Genomic DNA, 18,526 nt, shown 5'->3' on the forward strand with positions numbered 1-18,526 from the left:
GCCGAGTTTAGGGACTGCCGACACGGCACTTCGACCCGTCCCCAATGGTGAGCTTGCCCACACGGAGCGTGACTCGAGGCTCGCTCGACCGCGAAACCCCTTGTCGCGCCACAGCACGCACGGCTCCTCCGGGAAACCCTAGCTCTGTTATGTGGTCAAGGTCTCTGTGAGAGCGTGCTGCGGCCCACTCCGTTTCTTTGTCGAGTCCCTACGAATGGCCCAATGATTCTTTGCTGGCGCGCGAACCCTTGTCCCCCGGTTTACCCGTTAGTAGCGTTCGCGATGTACCGAACGTACCTGGGGTAACTGGAACGCTGGCACGAGAGTGGGTGGATCCGCGGTGGTGCGCAGACCTGTGGCGTGGGTCGTGGCGGTCGTCCTTCTGGCGGAGGCGGTCTTCATCGCGGCGCTGAACTGGTTCCTGGGAATCGTCGTCGACCGGCAGGACATGTCCCTGGCCGGCCTCGACCCGTCGACGATGGCGACGTCCTCGAAGATCGGCGGCGTCGTCTTCGGCCTCTACTTCGCCCTGTGCGCCCTGGTGGCCGTCCTGGTCGCGATACGCGACCGCGCCCCCGCGGGCTTCGGCCGGGTCGTGCTGATCAGCGCCGCGGTCGTGCACGGCCTGCTGGGGGCGTTCGCCTGGGGGCTGGTCGGCTGGACGGCGTTCCTGTTCATGGTGGTCGTGCTCGGGCTCATCGTCCTGCTGCTGATGACGTACGACCGTGACGGCGGGGTGCGGCCGGACGCCTCCGGCGGCGGGGCGGGAGCGGGCGGGGAGCCCGCGGCCGCCGGCGAGCCGGGCTCCGCCCCGGCTCCGGGAGCGGCGGCCGTCCCGGCGCCGCGTACGGCCCCCGGCGAGCCCCGGGACGGGGACGGGGACCCGCAGGACTCCGTACCCGCCCAGCTCGTCATTCGGCCGGTGCCCACAACTCCGTGATGCCGATGCCCAGTTCGGCCAGCAGCTTGCGCACCAGGGGCAGGCTGATGCCGATCACGTTGCCGTGGTCGCCGTCGATGCCCTCGATGAACGGCGCCGAACGGCCGTCCAGGGTGAAGGCCCCGGCGACGTAGAGGGGCTCGCCGGAGGCGACGTACGCGGCGATCTCGTCGTCCGAGGGCTCGCCGAAGCGGACGACGGTGGAGGCGACCGCGGCGACGTACCGGTTGGCCTCCGTGTCCCAGAGGCAGTGTCCGGTCTGGAGGGTGCCGGCCCGGCCGCGCATCGCCTTCCAGCGGGCGGTGGCCTCCTCGGCGTCGGCGGGCTTGCCGAGGGCCTGGCCGTCCAGCTCCAGCACCGAGTCGCAGCCGATCACCAGGGCGCCGTGCACCTCCGGCTTGGCCGCCACCACCGAGGCCTTCGCCTCGGCGAGGGCGAGGGCCAGCTCGGCCGGGGTGGGGGCGGTGACGGCGTCCTCGTCGACCCCGCTGACGATCACCTCGGGTTCGAGGCCGGCCTGGCGCAGGAGGCCCAGACGGGCGGGGGACTTCGACGCGAGGATGAGTCGCCTGCGGCGCGTTGCGGTCATGGAGTCAGATTACTCACCTCAGACCGATCACCAGCATCGCCAGGATCATCGCCACGGCCATGAAGAGACCGAGCCGCCGGAGCATGTCCTGCGCTTCGCGCAGGTCCTCCGGCGGCTCGTCTTCAGGGTCTGACCAGAGCACGCGTCCAGCGTGCGGTGCGGTGGCGGGCGCGCGCCTGAGTACGGCTACTCAAGTTGGCGCACGGTCTCGTCCACCGAAGCGTCAGGCCGGCCAGTACGTGCGCGTCCACGACGCCGGGCCCGGATTCGGGACGCGCCTGGCCGCGATGCGGGACGGGTCGGACCACGCGTCCCGCGGGCCGCTCGCGCCGGGCGGCGTTGTCGCTGCCACCGCGGCGCGGGCGCGGACCACCGCCAGGGCGGCGGCCAGCTCCTCCGGGGTCGGGTTGCCTCGTACGACCTTGATGTTCATGACCGCTCCCAGGGGCAGCACGGCTTGGCGGGGACTTGGGGGGACCAGGGACTAGAGAGGGATGTTGCCGTGCTTCTTCGGGGGCAGGGATTCCCGCTTCGTACGCAGTTGACGCAGGCCGCGGACGATGTGGGCGCGGGTGTCGGACGGCATGATCACCGCGTCGACGTAGCCGCGCTCGGCCGCCACGTAGGGGTTGAGGAGGGTGTCCTCGTACTCCTGGATCAGGCGGGCGCGGACGGCTTCGAGATCCTCGCCGTTCGCCTCCGCCTCGGCGATGGTCCTGCGGTGCAGGATGTTGACCGCGCCCTGGGCGCCCATGACGGCGATCTGGGCGGTCGGCCAGGCCAGGTTGAGGTCGGCGCCGAGGTGCTTGGAGCCCATGACGTCGTAGGCGCCGCCGAAGGCCTTGCGGGTGATGACCGTGATGAGGGGGACGGTGGCTTCCGCGTAGGCGTAGATCAGCTTCGCGCCGCGGCGGATGATGCCCTCGTGCTCCTGGCCGACGCCGGGCAGGAAGCCGGGGACGTCCACGAAGGTCAGCACCGGGATGTTGAACGCGTCGCAGGTGCGCACGAAGCGGGCGGCCTTCTCGCTGGCCGCGATGTCCAGACAACCGGCGAACTGCATCGGCTGGTTGGCGACGATGCCGACCGGGTGGCCCTCGACCCGGCCGAAGCCGGTGAGGATGTTCGGCGCGAACAGGGCCTGGGTCTCGAAGAACTCGCCGTCGTCCAGGACGTGTTCGAGCACCGAGTGCGCGTCGTACGGCTGGTTCGCGCTGTCCGGGACGAGGGTGTCGAGTTCGCGGTCCTCGTCGCTGACGGCGAGGTCCGCCTCCTCCGGGAAGACCGGGGGCTCGGAGAGGTTGTTGGAGGGGAGGTAGGAGAGGAGCTGCTTGACGTACTCGATCGCGTCCTTCTCGTCGCCCGCCATGTGATGGGCCACGCCGGAGGCGGTGTTGTGCGTGCGGGCGCCGCCCAGTTCCTCGAAGCCGACGTCCTCGCCGGTGACCGTCTTGATGACGTCCGGGCCGGTGATGAACATGTGGGACGTCTGGTCGACCATGACCGTGAAGTCCGTGATCGCCGGGGAGTAGACCGCGCCGCCGGCGCACGGGCCCACGACCAGGCTGATCTGCGGGATCACACCGGAGGCGTGGGTGTTGCGGCGGAAGATCTCGCCGTACGCGCCGAGGGAGGCGACGCCCTCCTGGATGCGGGCGCCGCCGGAGTCGTTGATGCCGATGACCGGGCAGCCGGTCTTCAGCGCGAAGTCCATGACCTTGACGATCTTCTGGCCGTAGACCTCGCCGAGGGCGCCGCCGAAGACCGTGAAGTCCTGGGAGAAGACGGCGACCGGGCGGCCGTCCACGGTGCCGTAGCCCGTGACGACGCCGTCGCCGTACGGGCGGTTCTGCTCCAGGCCGAAGTTGGTGGAGCGGTGGCGGGCGAACTCGTCCAGTTCGACGAAGGAGTCCTCGTCGAGGAGGAGGGCGATGCGCTCACGGGCCGTCAGTTTGCCCTTGGAATGCTGCTTTTCGACCGCACGTGCCGAGCCGGCGTGCGTCGCCTCGTGAATACGGCGCTCGAGATCCGCGAGCTTGCCCGCGGTCGTATGGATGTCGATCTCTTTGCGCTCTGCCGGCTCGGACATCGGGATCGCGGCTCCCTGCCTGCTCAAAAGGGGGGACGATTACTCATCCGTAGCGTAGTGGCGTGCCTACCGATCAGCAGTGCGGCGTTTCCCACACCTAGGGTGGCTTGCATGACGCCCCGAGATGCAGCAGACGACAACGGCAGCCGCTGGTCCGACCTGGACCGTCCCCCTCTCAACGCCGGTGCGCTGCGGCGCGCCCTGGTGCGGGACGGGGGCCTGTGGACCGAGGTGGAGGTGGTCCAGCGCACCGGGTCCACCAACAACGACCTCGTGGCGAGGGCCGCCGCGGGGGACGTGGCGGAGGGCGTGGTGCTGGTCGCGGAGGAGCAGACCGCTGCGCGGGGGCGGCTGGACCGGCGCTGGACGGCGCCGCCGCGGTCGGGGCTGTTCTTCTCCGTGCTGCTGCGGCCCGCCGGGGTGCCGGTGGCCCGGTGGGGCTGGCTGCCGTTGCTCACCGGGGTCGCCGTGGCGACCGGGCTGTCCCGGGCGGCGGGTGTCGACACGGCGCTGAAGTGGCCGAACGACCTGCTGGTGACCGTCGGCGGAGAGGAGCGCAAGGCCGGTGGCATCCTCGCGGAGCGGGCGGGGGAGGACGGTGTCGTCATCGGCGTCGGCATCAACGTCTCGCTGCGGACGGAGGAACTGCCGGTGCCGCAGGCGGGATCGCTGGCGCTGGCCGGGGCGGCGGGGACGGACCGGGATCCGCTGCTGCGGGCCGTGCTGCGGGCGTTGGAGGAGTGGTACGGGCGCTGGCGGGGGGCCGGTGGGGATCCGGGCGCCTGCGGGCTCCAGGAGATCTACGCCGCCGGGTGCGCGACGCTGGGGCGCAGTGTGCGGGCGCTGCTGCCGGGGGACCGGGCGGTGGTGGGGGAGGCCGTCGCCGTGGACGGGGACGGGCGGTTGGTCATCGCCACGGCGGAGGGGGTGCAGGAGCCCGTGGGGGCGGGGGACATCGTGCATCTGCGGCCTGCCTGACGAAGGGGCGCGGGGAACACCCCCCCCGCCGAACCCGACGGAGTGAGCTGGCGCACACCTGCCGTAGAGTTGAGGCCGGTCGATATCTGACCGTGACAGATCGGAAGGGCAGCAGGCGTGACCGTCGACGACACGGGCTCCGGAGCGGATCCGCAGGCCGCCGACTCCGGCGAGGACCCGCTCGCGCTGCGTCTCGAACACCTCATCCTGGGTGCGGAGCGCCGTTACACCCCCTTCCAGGCGGCCCGTAGCGCCGGTGTCTCCATGGAGCTGGCGTCGCGGTTCTGGCGGGCCATGGGGTTCGCGGACATCGGGCAGGCCAAGGCGCTCACCGAGGCCGACGTGCTGGCCCTGCGGCGCCTTGCCGGTCTCGTGGAGGCGGGGCTGCTGAGCGAGGCCATGGCCGTCCAGGTGGCGCGGTCCACGGGGCAGACCACCGCCCGACTGGCCGAATGGCAGATGGATTCCTTTCTGGAGGGCCTGACCGAGCCTCCGGAGCCGGGGATGACCCGCACCGAGGTGACGTATCCGATCGTCGAGCTGCTCCTGCCCGAGCTGGAGGAGTTCCTGGTCTACGTGTGGCGGCGGCAGCTCGCCGCGTCGGCCGGGCGGGTGGTGCAGACCGCCGACGACGAGGAGATGGTCGACCGGCGCCTCGCCGTGGGGTTCGCCGATCTCGTGGGGTTCACGCGGCTGACCCGGCGGATGGAGGAGGAGGAGCTGGGGGAGCTGGTCGAGGCGTTCGAGACCACCGCCGCCGACCTGGTGGCCGCGCGGGGCGGGCGGCTGATCAAGACCCTCGGTGACGAGGTGCTGTACGCGGCCGATGACGCCGGTACGGCCGCGGACATCGCGCTGCGGCTGGTCGAGACGATGGCCCACGACGAGACGATGCCGGAGCTGCGCGTGGGGATGGCGTTCGGCACGGTCACCACCCGGATGGGTGATGTGTTCGGTACGACCGTGAACCTGGCCTCCCGGCTGACCTCGATAGCGCCGCGCGACGCCGTGCTGGTGGACAGCGCCTTCGCCGAGGAGCTGATCCGCACCGGTGAGGCGCCCGCCTCGGAGACAGAGGCGGCCGAGGCCGCGGCGGCCGCCGAGAAGGAGGGCGAGGAGCCGCCGGCGTACCGCTTCGGGCTCCAGCCGATGTGGCAGCGGCCGGTGCGCGGGCTCGGCGTGGTCGAGCCGTGGCTGCTGGCCCGGCGGGACACCCCCGCCTGACGCTCACCTCCTAGGGCCTCCCGGGGTGTCGACGCAGAGGCCGATCACCGGTACGCACAGTCCGCCCGGGTCCGGGTCCTCGCCGCTCCGGCTCGGAGCGGGAGTGGGCGCGGCGGTGGTGGGGGTGGGACGCGTGGCCGTGGGGGCCGGGTGCGAGGGCGTCGGGGACGGCGTGGCCGTGGGCGGTGGGGTGGCCGCCGGTGCGGGGGGTGCCGTGGCGGCCGTCGGTGCGGCGGGCCGGGCCGCGGTCGGACGGGGCCGTGCCGGCAGCGGGCTGCTGCCGCCCATGGCGGAGGTCGCCGAGGGCAGCGCGGTGGGGGAGCCGGTGACCGAGGCGGCCGTGTTCGCCGCGTGGTCGGCCGTGCCGGTGGTGCGGGGGTCGGCCTCCGCCGTGGCCGGGGAGTCCACCCCCGAGTCGGAGGCCACGCGGACCAGGCTCAGCGCGCCGGCGGCCAGGGCCAGGCCGCCGGCCGCGAGGAGCATCTTGCGGGGGCGCGGCTTGCGGTGCCGGCCGCGTCGTACGCCGCCGGGCGGGGTGCTCTCGTCCGGTGCCGCTTCCGTGGTGGAGACGGCCGTACGCAACTGGGCACGTATCGGTGTCATGGCTTCCCTCCCCGCCGTGCGCCCCGGCTCTGCCGTGGCGGACGCACGCTATGCGGTCCTGTGGGTGATGTGCGGGGAGTCGGGCGGGATGTCACTCGAACGGGCGTAGCCCCCCGGGGTTTTCCGGGGCCGGTACGGCTGCGATGATCGGGCCGACAGGGAGTTAACCCGCGTTAACACGTGAGCCGGAGGGTGTCATGAGCGAGGAGCGGTTCGGGGAGTTCGTGCTGGTGCGGCGGCACGGGCAGGTCGCGGAGCTGGTGCTCGACCGGCCCAAGGCCATGAACGCCGTCTCCACGGAGATGGCCCGCTCGCTCGTGGCCGCGTGTACGGCGCTGGCCGCCGACCGGGACGCGCGTGTGGTGGTGCTGACGTCCTCGCACGAGCGGGCGTTCTGCGTCGGGGCCGATCTGAAGGAGCGGAACTCGTTCAGCGACGCGGATCTGCTGCGGCAGCGGCCGGTGACGCGCGGGGCGTACACCGGGGTGCTGGAGCTGCCCATGCCGACGGTGGCGGCGGTGCACGGGTTCGCGCTGGGCGGCGGTTTCGAACTGGCCCTGTCCTGCGACCTGATCGTGGCCGACCGCACGGCGGTGGTGGGGTTGCCGGAGGTGTCCGTGGGGGTCATTCCGGGCGGGGGCGGTACGCAGTTGCTGCCGCGCCGGGTCGGGGCGGCGCGCGCGGCCGAGCTGATCTTCTCGGCGCGGCGGGTGGCGGCGGCGGAGGCGGCCGAGCTGGGGCTGGTGGACCAGCTGGTGGACGAGGGACGGGACCGGGAGGAGGCGCTGGCGCTGGGAGCGCGGATCGCCGGGAACTCGCCGGTCGGGCTGCGGGCCGCCAAGCGGGCGCTGCGGCTGGGGCACGGGCTCGATCTGCGGGCCGGGCTGGAGGTGGAGGACGCGGCGTGGCGCTCGGTGGCGTTCTCCGGGGACCGGGCGGAGGGCGTGGCGGCCTTCAACGAGAAGCGCAAGCCGGAGTGGCCCGGGGAGTGAAGCGGCGCCTCCGGCGGCAGACCGATGTCCCGATTGCCCGGAATTCTCCCTAACCTGGAGTAATGGGTGAGGACAAGCGGCTTGCGGCCGTCGTCGCGCTGGCGCAGGGCATGGCGGCGGCGCGTACCCCACCGGAGACGTGGCGGGCCGCCGCGCTCGGGGCGTGCCGGGCGCTGGACGGCAGTTTCGCCGCGCTGTCCGTGTGGGAGCGGGGGGTGGGGCGGCTCAGGGTCCTGGTGAACGTGGGGGACCGGCGGCCGGACGAGGAGGAGTTTCCCGAGGCGGAGACCTATCCGGTGCACCAGTTCCCGGAGATCACCGAGTTCCTGCACGAGCGGTGGGCGGGCGGGGGCGGGGCCAACGCCTGGGTGGAGACCGCCGAGGGGACGGCCGCGGGCACGCCGGGCTACTTCCACCAGCGCGTTGCCGCCCTGCGCCGGCGGGGGCGTGGCTGCTGTGTCGTCGCCCCCGTCGTGCTGCACGGGCGGGCCTGGGGCGAGTTGTATGTCGCCCGCGGGGTGCGGGCCGCGGTGTTCGGTCCCGGCGACGCCGGGTTCGCGACCGTGCTCGCCGCCGTCGTGGCCGCCGGGCTCGCGCAGAGCGAGCGGCTGGAGGAGGCCCGCCGGCTCGCGTTCACCGACTCCCTCACCGGGCTCGCCAACCGCCGTGCCGTGGACGTCCACTTGGAGGAGGCCGTCGAACGGCACCGCGCCGAAGGCGTGATCGTCAGCCTGGTGGTCTGTGATCTCAACGGGCTCAAGCGGGTCAACGACACCCTGGGGCACGCCGTCGGCGACCGGCTGCTGGAGCGCTTCGGCTCGGTGCTGTCGCTGTGCGGGGCGATGGTGCCGGGCGCGCTGGCCGCGCGGCTCGGCGGCGACGAGTTCTGTCTGCTGGCCGTCGGGCCGCCCGTCGACGACGTCGTCGAGGCCGCCGACGAACTGTGCCGCCGGGCAGGGGAGTTGGAGCCGGGGGAGGGGGTGGCGTGCGGGGTCGCCTCGACCGCGGACGCCATCGGGGAGGTGGGCGACGCGCGGCGGCTGTTCCGGCTCGCCGACGCCGCCCAGTACCGGGCGAAGGCCCTGCGCGCCGAGCGGCCGGTGGTGGCGGGGCGGGAGGGGTCCGAGGATCCGGTCGTACGGCTGGTGGACGAGCCGCCGCATCTCGCGCCCGCCGAGCGGCGGCGGTTCCGCGGGCGTCTGCCGTGAGGCGGAGGGCGTACGGTTCGGTAAGGGTCGCTCCTGATCTCCACTCGTGACATCCACCCTAGTGACATCACCGCATTCAATGCGTACGCTCCTGAATATGGATATGCACACTGTGGTGGTGGGGACGTCCGGTGTCACGGCGTCCGACGTTCTCGCCGTGGCGCGCGGCGGCGCCCGCGTCGAGCTGTCGGCGGAGGCGGTGGCGGCCCTGGCCGCGGCCCGGGGGATCGTGGACGCGCTGGCGGCCAAGCCGGACCCGGTCTACGGCGTCTCCACCGGCTTCGGAGCCCTGGCGACCCGGCACATCAGCCCGGAACTGCGCGCCCAGCTGCAGCGCAACATCGTCCGCTCGCACGCCGCCGGCATGGGGCCGCGGGTCGAGCGCGAAGTCGTACGGGCCCTGATGTTCCTGCGGCTCAAGACCGTCTGCTCCGGGCACACCGGTGTGCGGCCCGAGGTCGCGCAGACCATGGCCGACGTCCTGAACGCCGGGATCACGCCGGTCGTCCACGAGTACGGCTCCCTCGGCTGCTCCGGCGACCTCGCCCCGCTGTCCCACTGCGCCCTCACGCTCATGGGGGAGGGCGACGCCGAAGGGCCCGACGGTCAGGTGCGGCCCGCCGGTGAGCTGCTCGCCGCGCACGGGATCGCGCCGGTCGAGCTGCGTGAGAAGGAGGGCCTGGCGCTCCTCAACGGCACCGACGGCATGCTCGGCATGCTGGTCATGGCGCTCGCCGACCTCGACACCCTCTACAAGTCCGCCGACGTCACCGCCGCCCTCAGCCTGGAGGCGCTGCTCGGCACCGACAAGGTGCTCGCGCCCGAGCTGCACGCCATCCGGCCCCATCCGGGCCAGGGCGCCTCCGCCGCCAACATGCTGGCCGTGCTCAAGGGTTCCCAGCTCACCGGGCACCACCAGGACGACGCCCCGCGCGTCCAGGACGCCTACTCGGTGCGCTGCGCCCCGCAGGTCGCCGGCGCCGGGCGGGACACCATGGCGCACGCCCGGCTCGTCGCCGAGCGCGAGCTCGCCTCCGCCGTCGACAACCCCGTCGTCCTGCCCGACGGGCGGGTCGAGTCCAACGGCAACTTCCACGGTGCCCCGGTCGCCTACGTCCTGGACTTCCTCGCCATCGCCGCCGCCGACCTCGGCTCCATCGCCGAGCGCCGCACCGACCGGCTGCTCGACAAGAACCGCAGCCACGGCCTGCCGCCGTTCCTCGCGGACGACGCCGGTGTCGACTCCGGGCTCATGATCGCCCAGTACACCCAGGCCGCGCTCGTGAGCGAGCTGAAGCGGCTCGCCGTGCCCGCGTCCGCGGACTCCATCCCCTCCTCCGCGATGCAGGAGGACCACGTGTCCATGGGCTGGTCGGCCGCGCGCAAGCTGCGCACCGCCGTCGACAACCTCACCCGGGTCATCGCGGTCGAGCTGTACGCGGCCACCCGCGCCATAGAGCTGCGCGAGGGTCTGACCCCGGCCCCCGCCTCGCAGGCCGCCATCGAGGCCGCGCGCGGCGCCGGGGTGCGGGGCCCGGGCCCGGACCGGTTCCTCGCGCCCGACCTGGCCGCGGCCGACGCCTTCGTGCGCGGCGGCCACCTGGTCACCGCGGTCGAGTCGGTCACCGGTCCGCTGCAGTAGGGGACGGCAGCACAACAGGGCCCCCGCCGGTGCGGGGGCCCTGTTGCCACGTCAGGTCGGCGGTTCAGAAACCCAGTCGCTCGCGGCGCACCGAATACACCACGAACCCGGCGCCCACGGCGAGGAAAAGGGTGCCGCCGACGACGTACGGCGTCGTGTCGGGGCTTCCGGTGTCGGCGAGTTCGGTGGCGTCGGCGGCGTCCTGTGCGGTCGCGGAGGTCGCCCGCGAGACCGCTCGGGCCTGCTGCGTGATCGACGTCGTGGAGTACGACGAGTACTCGGACACGGCCGCTCTGGCCCTGGTGTCCGCCGGGGAGTCCTGCGAGGCGTTCGCGGACGGGACGAACCACAGCGCGCAGAGCAGAGTGCCCGCGGCGGTGGCGGTCAGCAGCGGACGGCGAGCGGATGACACGGAATATCGATCCCCCTTGTGACGCTGGCGAATTGGCCGTGTGAGGCGATGTTAGTGAAAGGCGCGGGTCACAGGAAAGTCACGAGGGGTTTCAGTCGTACGCTCGCGCCATGAGCGACGAAGAGACATCACGTTTTGTGCGACTTCGGGTGGAGTTGGTCCTTGAGGTGCACGGCGAGGACGAGATCACCAAGGCCGCGCTGGACCGGCTCGCGCGGGATCCGGAGCTGCCGGAGGCCGAGCGGGCCCATGCCGAGGGCGCTGTGACGGAAGACACCGCGGAGGCCCTCGCTTATCTCGTGGATCCGTTCGACCTGGTCAGCGAGGTGCCCGGGGTGGAACTCCAACAGGCGTCCTGGTCGAGCGAGCGGATCGCCTACGACCCTGATTCGCCCGACTGGGACCTGGACGAGGATGATGTGGACGGCGACGACGAGGAAGTGGGCGGCATGGTCTGAGCGTCCCGGGGCAGTGTTGGCCCCGGACGGCAACCGCCGTCCGGGGTTTCGTCGTCTCAGACAGCGCACGAGCCGCCTCCCGCACCCTCCGCTCCGTCGCGGACGTGGTGTGCCCCACAGATCCACTGGATCCGGAACGGGACGACGTGGCCGTAGCGTTGAAGGTTAAAGGTCTTACGGGGACTCTCGGGGATTCGCGACTCGGCAACGATGGAGAAGCTTGTGATGACGGACAGTAAGCGGCGCAGGAGCCTGATGGCCGCGTCCGCCCTGCTCGGCAGTGTGCTGATGCTCTCGGCGTGTTCCGGCGGCGGCAAGGCCTCCGCCGGCGGCGACAGCTCGCAGGCCAAGGCCGACGCGGCCGCTGCGAAGAAGTCGTCCGAGGCGCAGATCACGATCACGCCGAAGGACGGCTCCGACAACGCCTCCATCAACAACTCCGCCGCCGTCACGGTCACCAAGGGCACCCTGACGGGCGTGCAGATGACCACCCAGGACGGCAAGACCGTCGCCGGGCAGCTCTCCGCCGACAAGCACAGCTGGAAGCCGACCGCCCAGCTGGACCGCTCCACCACGTACAAGGTCGCCGCCGAGGCCACGGACTCCCAGGGCCGCGTGGCGCACGAGAACGCGTCCTTCACCACGGTCTCCCCGGCCAACAGCTTCATAGGCAGCTACACCCCGGACGCCGACTCCACCGTGGGCGTCGGCATGCCCGTGTCGATCAACTTCGACAAGGCGATCTCCAACAAGGCGGCCGTCCAGAAGGGCATCACGGTCACCTCCAGCAGCGGCCAGGAGGTCGTCGGCCACTGGTTCGGCGCCAACCGCCTGGACTTCCGGCCCGAGCAGTACTGGAAGGAGGGCTCCACCGTCACCCTCAAGCTGGCGCTCGACGGTGTCGAGGGCGCGAGCGGCGTCTACGGCGTCCAGCAGAAGACGGTCACCTTCCACATCGGCCGCAACCAGGTCTCCTACGTCGACGCGAAGACCAAGCAGATGAAGGTCACGCAGGACGGCAAGGTCGTCAAGACCATCCCGATCTCCGCCGGTTCGCCCGAGCACACCACGTACGAGGGCCAGATGGTGATAGCGGAGAAGTTCACCCAGACCCGGATGAACGGCGCGACGGTCGGCTTCACCGACTCCGACGGCAAGGGCGAGTACGACATCAAGGACGTGCCCCACGCCATGCGCCTGACCAGCTCCGGCACCTTCATCCACGGCAACTACTGGGGCGCCCCGTCCGTCTTCGGCAGCGTCAACACCAGCCACGGCTGCGTCGGCCTCCAGGACGTCAAGGGGGCGGGCGACAAGAACATGCCGGCCGCGTGGTTCTACAACAACTCGCTGGTCGGTGACGTCGTGGTCGTCCAGAACACCGGTGACAAGACGGTCCAGCCGGACAACGGCCTCAACGGCTGGAACATGAACTGGGCGCAGTGGAAGGCCGGTTCGGCCGTCTGACGCCGCTGATCCCACAGCTTTCTGATGCCGCCCCCCCGGGGGCGGCATCAGTGTTTCCGGGCCGGTCATGGGCGGGGCCACAGCCTTCTCATGCTTCTTTTATGTCCGCCTTATGGTGCCATCACGGACCGTACCTAGCTTGCGGCCATGTTCTTCACCTACCTGAGGCGCGAACTGCGCCGCCGCAGAAAGGCGGCCCTCGTCGTCGCCTCCGGACTCGCGCTGGGCATCGCGCTGGTCATCGTGGTCAACTCCGTGTCGAGCGGCATGGGCAAGGCCCAGGACAAGGTGCTCCAGTCGCTGTACGGCCTGGGCACGGACATGACGGTGACCAAGGCGGCGAGCGCCGACACCGGGAACGCGCAGCGGCCGCGCTTCCAGTTCGGCGCCAAGGCCGACGGCGACAGCTCGACGCAGAGCAGCGACCGCGTCATGGTGCAGGGCTTCACCACCCTGGCCTCCTCCACCGTCACCAAGGTCGGCGACCAGCAGGGCGTCTCGTCCGCCGTGGGCGGGCTGAGCCTGCGCGTGCTCAAGGTCAGCGGTCAGTTCACCCGCGGCCAGTTCCAGCAGAACGGGGGAGACGCCGGCGGCCTCCGCCGGGGCGGCGGGACCGGCCGGCCGCAGGGCGAGGTCAAGGGCGGCGGCGCCAACTTCGACGTCAACCAGTACTCGGTCTTCGGTACCGACGTGGCCAGGCCGGAACTCGGCCCGCTGACCTCCTCCAAGATCACCAGCGGCCGTACGTTCACCACGGCCGAGACGGACGCGAAGGTCGCCGTCGCCGACGCCTCGTACGCCAAGGAGAAGAGCCTCAAGGCCGGCTCCACGGTGACCATCAAGAACGTGAAGTACTCGGTCATCGGCATCGCGACGGCCACCAGCGGCGACGCGGCGGCCAACCTGTACATCCCGCTCAAGCAGGCCCAGACCCTGAGCGACAACGCGAACAAGGTCACCACGATCTACGTCAAGGCGACCGACTCCCAGAAGATCGACTCCGTCAAGAGCGCGATCCAGAAGAACGTCTCGGGTACGACGGTCACCACCTCCGCCGACCTGGCGAAGACGGTCTCGGGCTCCCTGTCCACCGCCTCCTCCCTCGCCACCAACGTCGGTAAGTGGCTGTCCATCGCCGTGCTGGTCGCCGCCTTCCTGGTCGCGGGCCTGCTCACCTCGTCCGCGGTCTCCCGCCGCGTCCGCGAGTTCGGCACGCTGAAGGCGCTGGGCTGGAGGTCGGGCCGGGTGACCCGGCAGGTGGTCGGCGAGGCCATGGTCAACGGCCTGGTCGGCGGCGCCCTCGGCATCGCGCTCGGCCTGGCCGGCGCCTACGTCGTCACGGCCGTCAGCCCGACGCTCCAGGCGCAGTTGGGCGGTGGCGGCGGCACGGGCGGCGGCGGATTCGGCGGCGGAGGCGGGTTCGGTGGCGGTGGCGGCGGCTTCGGCGGTCCGGGCCGCCAGGCCGCGAAGACCCTGGAGGTCGCCCTGACGGCCCCGGTCAGCGTCACGACGATCGTCCTCGCGGTGGGCCTCGCGGTGGCGGGCGGCCTCGTCGCCGGGGCGTTCGGCGGGTGGCGCGCGTCGCGGCTGCGGCCGGCGGACGCGCTGAGGCGGGTGGAGTAGGGCCGCTCGTCCGTCAGTACGCCAATCCGACCCCCCAGGAGCCACCATGTACGACCTCAGGAACGTGACCAAGCGCTACACCAGAGGCAAGGACACCGTCCACGCCCTCGACGGTGTGGACCTCACCATCGGCGACGGAGACCGGCTCGTCATCCAGGGCCCCACCGGCGGCGGGAAGTCCACCCTCCTCCAGATGCTCGGCGGCCTGGACCGGCCGTCCTCCGGCGAGGTGATCCTGGACGGCACCGACCTGGCCAAGCTCAGCGAGGCCCGGCTGACCAGGGTCCGCAGCGAGAACATCGGCTTCGTCTTCCAGTCCTTCAACCTCATCCCCACCCTCACCGCCCAGGAGAACGTGGAGACCGCCCTCGTCCCCCTCGGCATCAAGGCCAAGGAGCGCCGCGAACTCGCCGCCGAGGCCCTGCACTCCGTCGGCCTCGGCGAGCGCCTCGGACATCTGCCGGGCGAGATGTCCGGCGGGCAGCAGCAGCGCGTGGCCATCGCCCGCGCCCTGGTGAAGAAGCCCAAGGTGCTGCTCGCCGACGAGCCGACCGGCAACCTCGACGAGGGCATGCGGGACGAGATCATGGACGTGCTCGAACGCCTGTGGAAGGAGCACGGGCTGACCTTCGTCATGGTCACCCACGACTCCGCCCTCGCGAAGAAGGCGCCGCGGCTGGCCACCATCCGCAAGGGAAAGATCACGGTAAGGGAGAACGCCGGCGCCTGACTCGTATCCGACCTTGATCCAACACGGCTTTCCCATAAGGAACTTCGCGGTCGTGTAACGGTGACCAGTCCGCCGGGTTACAGTTTCCCGACCTTTCTCTTACCGTCCTCACATCTGTTGAGGCGTTTGAACACCCCCCGGCATACTGCGTGGTCCGGGGGGTGACCTTCATGTGCACACGACCACCCCCGGCCGGGTGAACGGGGTATTCGCCCGGCACTCCGTCTCCAGGGGGAGAACTTGCGCAGACAAGTGAAAACCGTTGCCGTGGCCGGTGCGGCCGCGGCAACGGCCGTCGCCCTCGCCGCGGGTGTGACCAGCCCTGCGTCGGCGAGGCCGCCGGCGGGCCCCCCGGCCACGGCCTTCGGCACCCCGGCCACCGGCTCCGCGCTCACCGCCAAGACCCACGTCACCCTCATCACCGGCGACCGGGTCGACCTCGACGCGAAGGGCCGGGCCATCGGCCTGGAGCGGGCCGAGGGCCGTGCGCACATACCGTTCCAGGTCCGCAGGGCCGCGGGGCACCTGCTGGTGATCCCCGCCGACGCGGCCCGCCTGGTGGCCTCCGGCACGCTGGACCAGCGCCTGTTCGACATCACCGAGCTGAACAGGACCGCCACCCGCAGGGCCCAGAAGGACGGCCTGAAGGTGATCGTCGGCTACCGCGGCGGCGCCGCGGCCGCCAAGGCCGTCGTCCGGGACGCGGGCCGGCTGCGGCGCACCCTGACCGCGCTCGACGCCGACGCCGTGCAGACCCCGGTGCGGGACACCGCCGCCCTGTGGCGCGCCGTCACCGACGGCGACGCGGCGGCCTCCGGCATCGCGCACGTCTGGCTGGACGGCGTCCGCAAGGCCTCCCTCGACACGTCCGTGCCGCAGACCGGCGCCCCGGCCGCCCGGCAGTCCGGCTACACCGGCAAGGGCGTGAAGGTCGCCGTCCTGGACACCGGCGTGGACACCGGCCACCCGGACCTCAAGGGCCGGGTGATCGCGTCCAGGAACTTCACCTCGGCCGCCGACGCCACCGACCACTCCGGGCACGGCACGCACGTCGCCTCCATCGTGGCGGGCACCGGCACCGCGTCCGCGGGCACGTACAAGGGCGTCGCGCCCGACGCCGAGATCCTCAACGGCAAGGTCCTGGACGACACCGGCTCCGGCGACGACTCCGGCGTCCTCGCCGGCATGGAGTGGGCGGCCGCGCAGGGCGCCGAGGTCGTCAACCTCAGCCTCGGCGGCTACGACAGCCCCGGCACCGACCCCCTTGAGGCCGAGGTGAACAAGCTGTCCGAGACCAGGGGCATCCTGTTCGCCGTCGCGGCGGGCAACGACGGCCCGAACTCGCTCGGTTCGCCGGGCAGCGCGGACGCCGCGCTCACCGTCGGCGCCGTCGACGACAAGGACAGGCTCGCCGACTTCTCCTCCTCCGGCCCGCGTGCCGGCGACGGCGCGATCAAGCCGGACGTCACCGCCCCCGGCGTGGACATCACCGCCGCCGCGGCGGGGGGCAGCGTCCTCGACAAGGAGGTCGGCGAGAAGCCCGCGGGCTACCTGACCCTCTCCGGCACCTCGATGGCCGCCCCGCACGTCGCGGGCGCCGCCGCGATCCTGAAGCAGGAGCACCCGGACTGGGGCTACGCCGAGCTGAAGGGCGCGCTGACCGGCTCCGCCGAGGGCGGCCACTACACGCCGTTCCAGCAGGGCGCGGGCCGTGTCGCGGTCGACAGGGCCCTCACGCAGTCGGTGATCGCCGACCCGGTCTCGGTCAACCTCGGCGTCCAGCAGTGGCCGCACACCGACGACAAGCCGGTCACCGGGAAGGTGACGTACCGCAACCTCGGGGACAAGGCCGTCACCCTCACCCTGAGCAGCACGGCCACGGACCCCAGGGGGAAGGCGGCTCCGGCGGGCTTCTTCACGCTCGGCGCGAAGCGGGTGACGGTCCCGGCGCACGGCACGGCCTCCGTCGGGCTCACGGCCGACACCAGGCTGGGCGGCACCCTCGACGGCGCCTACGCGGCCTACGTGACCGCGACCGGCGCCGGCCAGAGCGTGCGTACGGCCGCGGCGGTGACGCGCGAGGTGGAGTCGTACGACGTCACGCTGAAGGTCATCGGCCGCGACGGCAGGCCGGCGAAGTACTACGACACCGGCCTCGACGGTGTCGCCGGTCTCGCGGCCGGCGCGCAGCTGAGCCCGTACGACCCGTCCGGCACGGTGACGGTGCGCCTGCGGAAGGGCACGTACGTCCTCAACTCCTCCGTCTACGCGGACAAGGAGGGCGCGAAGGGCACCGACTGGATCGCCCAGCCGAAGCTGGCCGTGTCCGGGAAGCAGACGATCACCATCGACGCGCGCAGGGCCGGACCGGTGGACATCACCGTCCCGGCCAAGGGCGTCACCTCGCGGTTCGCCTATCCGGGATACGCCCTCACGCTCGGGGGCGGCGAGTACGACTACGGCATGTTCCTCGACTCGTACCGGAACTTCCGCAGCGCCCACCTGGGCCCGCGGCTGCCCGCCGGGTCGCTGTTCCAGCAGTGGGACGGCCACTGGACCAAGGGCGCGAGCGAGCAGTACGACATCACGACCGGCGGCCCGGTCAGCGAGCTCGCCACCGGCTACACCAAGCACTTCGGGGCGGGCGAGCTGGCCACGGTCAAGGCCCGGCTCGGCGCCGCCGCGAACGGCAAGACCGGCACGCTGAACGCCGTCGGCCGGCTGCCCGGCGCGAACGGCGCCACGTCGCTCAGCTTCCCGCAGCAACTGCCCGGCACCCGGACCCTGCACCTGTCCGCCATCGGCGGGGTGAACTGGCAGCTTGAGTTCGCCCAGAACGCCGGGAGCGGCCAGGACGCGGTCGCCGACGCGGGCTACGAGCTCGGCGAGTTCACGTTCAAGGCCGGCCGCACCTACACCAAGACCGTCAACACCGCGGTCTTCGGCCCGCACGTCGGGGCCGGGCTCGGTCTGTTCCGCGACGGCGACAAGATCTACGGCTCGCTGCCGCTGTTCGCCGACTCGGGCGGGCACGCCGGGTACTCCGACTTCACCTCGGTGCGGACGACCCTGTACCGCGACGGCACCGAGATCGGCTCGAACGGCGACGCGCTGTTCGGCGAGCCCTTCACGGTGCCCGCCGGGGACGCCGCCTACCGGCTGACCACCTCGGTCAAGCGCTCGGCGAAGGTCGCGCGGGCCTCCTCGCGGATCGACGCGTCCTGGACCTTCCGCTCCGAGAAGCGTGACGGGTTCACCGAACTGCCGGCCTCCGTGCCGCACTACGGCATCCGGACCGGCCTGGACAGCCGCGTCCCCGCCGGCCGGACCGTCACCTTCCCGGTCGCCGTCGAGGGCCCCGCCGCGGGCAGGAACCTCAAGTCCCTGACGGTGTACGCCTCCTACGACGGCAGGACCTTCCGGCAGGTCACCGTCGAGGACGGCAGAATCACCCTGAAGAACCCGGCGGAGGGCCGGTCCGTCTCCCTCCGCTGCGTGATCACCGACAAGAAGGGCAACACGTCGGACATCACGATCTGGGACGCGTACTTCGGCAGATGACCTGCGCCGC

17 protein-coding genes are annotated in these 18,526 nt (G+C 71.9%); 11 read left to right on the plus strand and 6 right to left on the minus strand.

Annotation, left to right across the window (positions count from 1 at the left end; all coding sequences use genetic code 11):
- The first annotated feature begins 343 nt into the window (after nucleotides 1-343).
- On the plus strand, nucleotides 344-940 hold the full coding sequence (locus ACFC8N_RS29725) for a hypothetical protein (RefSeq protein WP_376291185.1): 597 nt from the start codon (nucleotides 344-346) through the stop codon (nucleotides 938-940).
- Here ACFC8N_RS29725 and ACFC8N_RS29730 read toward each other — a convergent pair.
- The 4 genes from ACFC8N_RS29730 to ACFC8N_RS29745 all read right to left on the minus strand — a co-directional run bounded on the left by ACFC8N_RS29730 (nucleotide 912) and on the right by ACFC8N_RS29745 (nucleotide 3,618).
- On the minus strand, nucleotides 912-1,529 hold the full coding sequence (locus ACFC8N_RS29730; RefSeq protein WP_356026226.1) for a nucleoside triphosphate pyrophosphatase: 618 nt from the start codon (nucleotides 1,527-1,529) through the stop codon (nucleotides 912-914). The two genes, ACFC8N_RS29725 and ACFC8N_RS29730, sit on opposite strands and share 29 nt — an antisense overlap.
- A gap of 13 nt (nucleotides 1,530-1,542) precedes the next feature.
- Complete coding sequence (mmpB, locus tag ACFC8N_RS29735; RefSeq protein ID WP_263636389.1) at nucleotides 1,543-1,671, minus strand: morphogenic membrane protein MmpB; 129 nt, start codon at nucleotides 1,669-1,671, stop codon at nucleotides 1,543-1,545.
- Between the two features lie 81 nt (nucleotides 1,672-1,752).
- Nucleotides 1,753-1,962 carry an acyl-CoA carboxylase epsilon subunit gene (locus tag ACFC8N_RS29740; protein WP_356026229.1) on the minus strand — a complete coding sequence of 70 codons (210 nt, stop codon included), beginning with the start codon at nucleotides 1,960-1,962 and terminating at the stop codon, nucleotides 1,753-1,755.
- Nucleotides 1,963-2,013: 51 nt separating this feature from the next.
- Nucleotides 2,014-3,618, minus strand: coding sequence for an acyl-CoA carboxylase subunit beta (locus ACFC8N_RS29745; protein ID WP_376291188.1), 1,605 nt, complete (start codon nucleotides 3,616-3,618; stop codon nucleotides 2,014-2,016).
- A 111-nt stretch (nucleotides 3,619-3,729) separates the two neighbouring features.
- On the opposite strand from ACFC8N_RS29745, the gene ACFC8N_RS29750 reads away from it, so the two are divergent.
- Entirely contained in the window at nucleotides 3,730-4,596 is an 867-nt protein-coding gene (locus tag ACFC8N_RS29750; protein WP_356026234.1) for a biotin--[acetyl-CoA-carboxylase] ligase, read from the plus strand.
- Nucleotides 4,597-4,713: 117 nt separating this feature from the next.
- Complete coding sequence (locus ACFC8N_RS29755; RefSeq protein ID WP_356026236.1) at nucleotides 4,714-5,820, plus strand: adenylate/guanylate cyclase domain-containing protein; 1,107 nt, start codon at nucleotides 4,714-4,716, stop codon at nucleotides 5,818-5,820.
- 3 nt (nucleotides 5,821-5,823) lie between these two features.
- Here the strand turns inward: ACFC8N_RS29755 and ACFC8N_RS29760 are convergent, their stop codons facing one another.
- The gene (locus tag ACFC8N_RS29760) at nucleotides 5,824-6,423 is read right to left on the minus strand and encodes a hypothetical protein (protein ID WP_376291191.1); all 600 of its coding nucleotides are present in this window, start codon (nucleotides 6,421-6,423) and stop codon (nucleotides 5,824-5,826) included.
- A gap of 197 nt (nucleotides 6,424-6,620) precedes the next feature.
- Between ACFC8N_RS29760 and ACFC8N_RS29765 the strand changes: the two genes are divergently transcribed.
- From ACFC8N_RS29765 to hutH, 3 genes are all read left to right on the plus strand, one after another.
- Nucleotides 6,621-7,415, plus strand: coding sequence for an enoyl-CoA hydratase-related protein (locus ACFC8N_RS29765; RefSeq protein WP_356026240.1), 795 nt, complete (start codon nucleotides 6,621-6,623; stop codon nucleotides 7,413-7,415).
- A gap of 62 nt (nucleotides 7,416-7,477) precedes the next feature.
- Nucleotides 7,478-8,623: a diguanylate cyclase domain-containing protein gene (locus ACFC8N_RS29770; protein ID WP_376291193.1), complete on the plus strand. Its 1,146-nt coding sequence runs from the start codon at nucleotides 7,478-7,480 to the stop codon at nucleotides 8,621-8,623.
- A gap of 103 nt (nucleotides 8,624-8,726) precedes the next feature.
- Nucleotides 8,727-10,265, plus strand: coding sequence for a histidine ammonia-lyase (gene hutH / locus ACFC8N_RS29775; RefSeq protein WP_356026568.1), 1,539 nt, complete (start codon nucleotides 8,727-8,729; stop codon nucleotides 10,263-10,265).
- A gap of 64 nt (nucleotides 10,266-10,329) precedes the next feature.
- Here hutH and ACFC8N_RS29780 read toward each other — a convergent pair whose 3' ends face one another.
- Nucleotides 10,330-10,677, minus strand: coding sequence for an LAETG motif-containing sortase-dependent surface protein (locus ACFC8N_RS29780; RefSeq protein ID WP_362818327.1), 348 nt, complete (start codon nucleotides 10,675-10,677; stop codon nucleotides 10,330-10,332).
- A 110-nt stretch (nucleotides 10,678-10,787) separates the two neighbouring features.
- Between ACFC8N_RS29780 and ACFC8N_RS29785 the strand changes: the two genes are divergently transcribed.
- From ACFC8N_RS29785 to ACFC8N_RS29805, 5 genes are all read left to right on the plus strand, one after another.
- Complete coding sequence (locus ACFC8N_RS29785) at nucleotides 10,788-11,135, plus strand: hypothetical protein (RefSeq protein ID WP_356026247.1); 348 nt, start codon at nucleotides 10,788-10,790, stop codon at nucleotides 11,133-11,135.
- 225 nt (nucleotides 11,136-11,360) lie between these two features.
- Complete coding sequence (locus ACFC8N_RS29790) at nucleotides 11,361-12,602, plus strand: Ig-like domain-containing protein (RefSeq protein ID WP_356026250.1); 1,242 nt, start codon at nucleotides 11,361-11,363, stop codon at nucleotides 12,600-12,602.
- Between the two features lie 147 nt (nucleotides 12,603-12,749).
- A complete protein-coding gene (locus ACFC8N_RS29795; RefSeq protein ID WP_376291197.1) occupies nucleotides 12,750-14,225 on the plus strand; it encodes an ABC transporter permease in 1,476 nt (491 codons plus the stop codon).
- A 46-nt stretch (nucleotides 14,226-14,271) separates the two neighbouring features.
- A complete protein-coding gene (locus ACFC8N_RS29800; RefSeq protein ID WP_356026255.1) occupies nucleotides 14,272-14,955 on the plus strand; it encodes an ABC transporter ATP-binding protein in 684 nt (227 codons plus the stop codon).
- A 252-nt stretch (nucleotides 14,956-15,207) separates the two neighbouring features.
- A complete protein-coding gene (locus ACFC8N_RS29805; protein ID WP_376291200.1) occupies nucleotides 15,208-18,516 on the plus strand; it encodes a S8 family serine peptidase in 3,309 nt (1,102 codons plus the stop codon).
- Nucleotides 18,517-18,526: the final 10 nt, after the last annotated feature.

This window comes from Streptomyces sp. NPDC055966 (assembly GCF_042269865.1).
GTDB lineage: Bacteria > Actinomycetota > Actinomycetes > Streptomycetales > Streptomycetaceae > Streptomyces.

Coding starts and splice junctions, on each gene's coding strand:
- ACFC8N_RS29760 (WP_376291191.1), bottom strand. CDS start 6,423: ATGACACCGATACGTGCCCAGTTGCGTACGGCCGTCTCCACCACGGAA.
- hutH (WP_356026568.1), top strand. CDS start 8,727: ATGCACACTGTGGTGGTGGGGACGTCCGGTGTCACGGCGTCCGACGTT.
- ACFC8N_RS29785 (WP_356026247.1), top strand. CDS start 10,788: ATGAGCGACGAAGAGACATCACGTTTTGTGCGACTTCGGGTGGAGTTG.
- ACFC8N_RS29770 (WP_376291193.1), top strand. CDS start 7,478: ATGGGTGAGGACAAGCGGCTTGCGGCCGTCGTCGCGCTGGCGCAGGGC.
- ACFC8N_RS29745 (WP_376291188.1), bottom strand. CDS start 3,618: ATGTCCGAGCCGGCAGAGCGCAAAGAGATCGACATCCATACGACCGCG.
- ACFC8N_RS29740 (WP_356026229.1), bottom strand. CDS start 1,962: ATGAACATCAAGGTCGTACGAGGCAACCCGACCCCGGAGGAGCTGGCC.
- ACFC8N_RS29790 (WP_356026250.1), top strand. CDS start 11,361: ATGACGGACAGTAAGCGGCGCAGGAGCCTGATGGCCGCGTCCGCCCTG.
- ACFC8N_RS29765 (WP_356026240.1), top strand. CDS start 6,621: ATGAGCGAGGAGCGGTTCGGGGAGTTCGTGCTGGTGCGGCGGCACGGG.
- ACFC8N_RS29730 (WP_356026226.1), bottom strand. CDS start 1,529: ATGACCGCAACGCGCCGCAGGCGACTCATCCTCGCGTCGAAGTCCCCC.
- ACFC8N_RS29795 (WP_376291197.1), top strand. CDS start 12,750: ATGTTCTTCACCTACCTGAGGCGCGAACTGCGCCGCCGCAGAAAGGCG.
- ACFC8N_RS29800 (WP_356026255.1), top strand. CDS start 14,272: ATGTACGACCTCAGGAACGTGACCAAGCGCTACACCAGAGGCAAGGAC.
- ACFC8N_RS29750 (WP_356026234.1), top strand. CDS start 3,730: ATGACGCCCCGAGATGCAGCAGACGACAACGGCAGCCGCTGGTCCGAC.